The sequence below is a fragment of the Paenisporosarcina sp. P5_A11 genome (assembly GCF_056400705.1).
Genome location: NZ_JBFUKT010000264.1, coordinates 1 through 3218, shown reverse-complemented (window position 1 = coordinate 3218; position 3218 = coordinate 1). Strand labels below are relative to the sequence as shown.

General features: G+C 34.9%; 3 protein-coding genes. All 3 read left to right on the top strand.

The features are described from left to right. Positions 1 to 707 precede the first annotated feature (707 nt). The 3 genes from AC1DOS_RS19055 to AC1DOS_RS19045 all read left to right on the top strand — a co-directional run bounded on the left by AC1DOS_RS19055 (position 708) and on the right by AC1DOS_RS19045 (position 3166). Positions 708 to 1208, top strand: coding sequence for a competence protein ComK (locus tag AC1DOS_RS19055; protein ID WP_108588043.1), 501 nt, complete (start codon positions 708 to 710; stop codon positions 1206 to 1208). 701 nt (positions 1209 to 1909) lie between these two features. Then, on the top strand, positions 1910 to 2611 hold the full coding sequence (locus AC1DOS_RS19050) for a hypothetical protein (RefSeq protein ID WP_477538769.1): 702 nt from the start codon (positions 1910 to 1912) through the stop codon (positions 2609 to 2611). A gap of 117 nt (positions 2612 to 2728) precedes the next feature. Next, positions 2729 to 3166 (top strand): hypothetical protein, encoded by a 438-nt coding sequence (locus tag AC1DOS_RS19045; RefSeq protein ID WP_477538768.1) that lies wholly within the window; start codon positions 2729 to 2731, stop codon positions 3164 to 3166. Positions 3167 to 3218 lie beyond the last annotated feature (52 nt).

The window sequence follows — 3218 nt, the reverse complement described above, 5'->3', positions numbered from 1 at the left end:
GTATATAGAAGCTAAGTTTTTAGTGAAAACTGTTCAATCTTAATTGGTGAAATCTGTTCAATTTAGTTTAGCGTTTACATCACACCTTATTTAAGGTGTATGTCTATGAACCACCTTATAAAAAAGGACAACTTCTTCAAGGATCAAGATCTTTTATTATGGAGAAGAAGGTGCCTGGTGTAGATGATGAAATGTTGGGGAAGTAGATTGAGTAACATTCATAACAGTACCTGTGAATGATACCTTATTTCTAAAGCAACTGGAGTAGCTGTAACAATAAATGAAGTGAGTTAGCTGCCGAAATTGTATCTTCGGCAGCTAACTTTATATGCAGAAAGTGTCCATTCTTTGTGTACCCCAAATCGGCCAACTACGCGTGAAGGCTGGAGGGGCATGACGGAAGATAAACAGCCATAAAATCACATGTAAAAATCAGAAAAGATCGAAGTGATTCGTCACTTCGATCTTTTTTTGTTCACTGGGCTATGGTATAGCCGGTTACTTTACAACGTATCCTGGTAAACTCAACGCTACGAATTGGTAGTACTATTCAGCCGAAAATGCACAGGTACCAAAAGGAGAAAAGGTGCTATCCACTAAAGTAGAATATTTCTAGTAAATAATTAATTATTCAGTGAATTTTTACTATATATTTTCAGGTTAATTTAGTAGAATTTAACTATAGGGGACGTAAGGGAGAATTAATTTTGAAAAACTGTGATTCTAATTTAATCGACCATGAAGTATTAGCTCTAAAATCAGTATTTACCGGGAAGTATAAATCAATAATTATTACAACCCACGGGACTTATCATTCTGAAATGACTGTTCATGAATTACTTAATAAAGCATGCATTCGGTATGCTTCGACAATGGAAGGACGAATGCAGGCAACAAGAATTTTTATGAACTATCCGAACAAAACACCAATTCTGATAGAACCTACTGCGTTCGGAGCCTTTCCTACGATGTCCTATCGACATGCAGAGTGTGTTTGGTTGTTCAATCACCACTTCGATGTAGAAGAGGTGGATAAAGGAAAGTGCTTAGTGACTTTCCCGAATGGGCTGTCCATAACCGTTCATGTTTCCAAACACGTTCTTTTGAAACAACAGCATAGACTCCACTACACCTTGGATACTTATCGCTTCATCCATCGAGAAAAGAAACCATACATACGTAAGGTTCCACCACCCACCGAAGATTAATCAAATAATTTACCCATAAACAATTACTGACTTGCATCGCTAGGTTTACCGAATACCATTTTGCTGAAAAATAAAAGTTGTCTCCTATGCCTTTTATGATGAAGCAAATCGGTGGCAAGTCATCAAAATAGGGTAGCTGACTAAAGAACTATTCACCATATTCACTGACAAGCTGTATGTTATGGCTTTCAAATAATAGATGTAGCAATTAAACTTACTATTGATGGCTTAAAACAACGTCTCGATCAGAATAATTCACTAACAGTTCAATTAGAGGATGGATATGTTGAAAAGATGCAAATTACTTTCAACCCTCCTGCCACTGACTTTGATATCAATAAGTTGCCTTTTATCTTACCAAAAGATTACGAAGAATTTTTGAGACTCTGGACTTGTTTATTTGGGACCCTTAGAGAAAAACTTATACTTATTATCCTTAATTCTAATTTTATTGTCGATAATCTTATATACTGTAATTTTTGTAGTTATTCTTTCTTTTTTAGGTTTTTATAAAAAAAGGATCACAACATTCTAATTAAAACCCTTCATTGCACATTCCAGTGCTCGGGTAATATTTTAACTAAAGAGTGTAATAGTTGAAGAATATTGGGCTGCTTAGCAGCTCTTTTTCTTCTTCAACTAACGGGGCAGGTTAGTTGGATTAGATACAATAAATTCAAGAATTAAAAAGGGGTGCTTAAATGAAGTACATCTCAGGCGGTTATTATATTGTTTCACCATCAGAACGAGCAGACTATATGGATAAAACATTACTACCAGAAACAATATTGTCGGCAAGTGTGTGTCTGTGTGAGTTCCATCCTGATATAAACATACTTTGGGGAGGTTCACGAAAAACGAAGCAAACCTATTCTAAGGAGTTAAATCTCTCTAATAGTTCCTTTGAAGAATTGGAAGGATGGGTACAGAATAAATTCGAGGATGAAACATTCAAATTTCCACAACTGTTTACAACGGTTGATTTAGCAAGAGTATTTAAAAAAACATTTCTAAATCACTTGAATGACATAAGAATAATTGGAATTGGATTAGAAGAAAATTTTGTGGAAGAATTTCTAGATGAAGAAGAAACACTATCTAAGCCGGCCAAAGAACGATATGGTATTGAAACATTATTAATGAACAAGACGACGATGGATATGAATGCGTCTAAGGAGGACGGATATGAGGTTCTAGGTTTTGATTCTGGAAAGTTCCATTCATATATTTGTAATGGTCTAGAAAGGGATTATAATAGTAATTTAAAATTTAGCTTAAACGAAAATGGCTTTATTCTTAATCGTGAAATGGCGATAAAGTGTTGTCAATATAGCAATGATGAGGAAGTAGAAACTGAATCAGTATTATGGCTTCCATGGGCTATATTTGAATACGAGCCATAATCCTTATTAACTAACGGGTGCTTTACTTCAAGAAGGAGTGAAGCCTTTTTAACGGGGCAGGTTAGTTCAATAAGGAAGCTAATATATGTGGGGTGCGTTATGAAGAGATATGAAAAGATGTTAGTTGCAATTAATAATGAGGAGTTTAATTGTTTCAGTGATAAAGGGGATTGGCTTTATATTGCATCTAAAAAAGATACGAAGAAAAGACAGTTTCGTTTACCGAGCTATCTTTATTACTTCGTTTCTTTAAATCCGGAACGGATGCCTTCAGAAATTGGAGTAGTAAAGAAAATTACAGGTGAGATTACCGCTAGAGAACTTGCAGAATTAGATTATACAAGTAGAAAAGAAGATATATCGCTACTTAATGAGGATGCCGTCAAAGAATATGAATGGTTTTTAGAAAAAGTCAATGCTCAACCTGAACACACTCCTATGGCAGTAACGTGGTTTGAAAAAACACTCCACAAGAAAGAAAAAGAGTTGCGTGTACATAAAAAGTTCTTTACCGGTCTAACGAAAGATGAGAAAAAAGAGTTATTTGAAGATTAAAGTTGAAACCTTATTCAACTAACGGGGCAGTTTAGTTTAATATGAAATGCTA

Excerpts from the sequence above, each read along its gene's own strand:
- AC1DOS_RS19045 (WP_477538768.1), top strand. The coding sequence starts at position 2,729 with ATGTTAGTTGCAATTAATAATGAGGAGTTTAATTGTTTCAGTGATAAA.
- AC1DOS_RS19050 (WP_477538769.1), top strand. The coding sequence starts at position 1,910 with ATGAAGTACATCTCAGGCGGTTATTATATTGTTTCACCATCAGAACGA.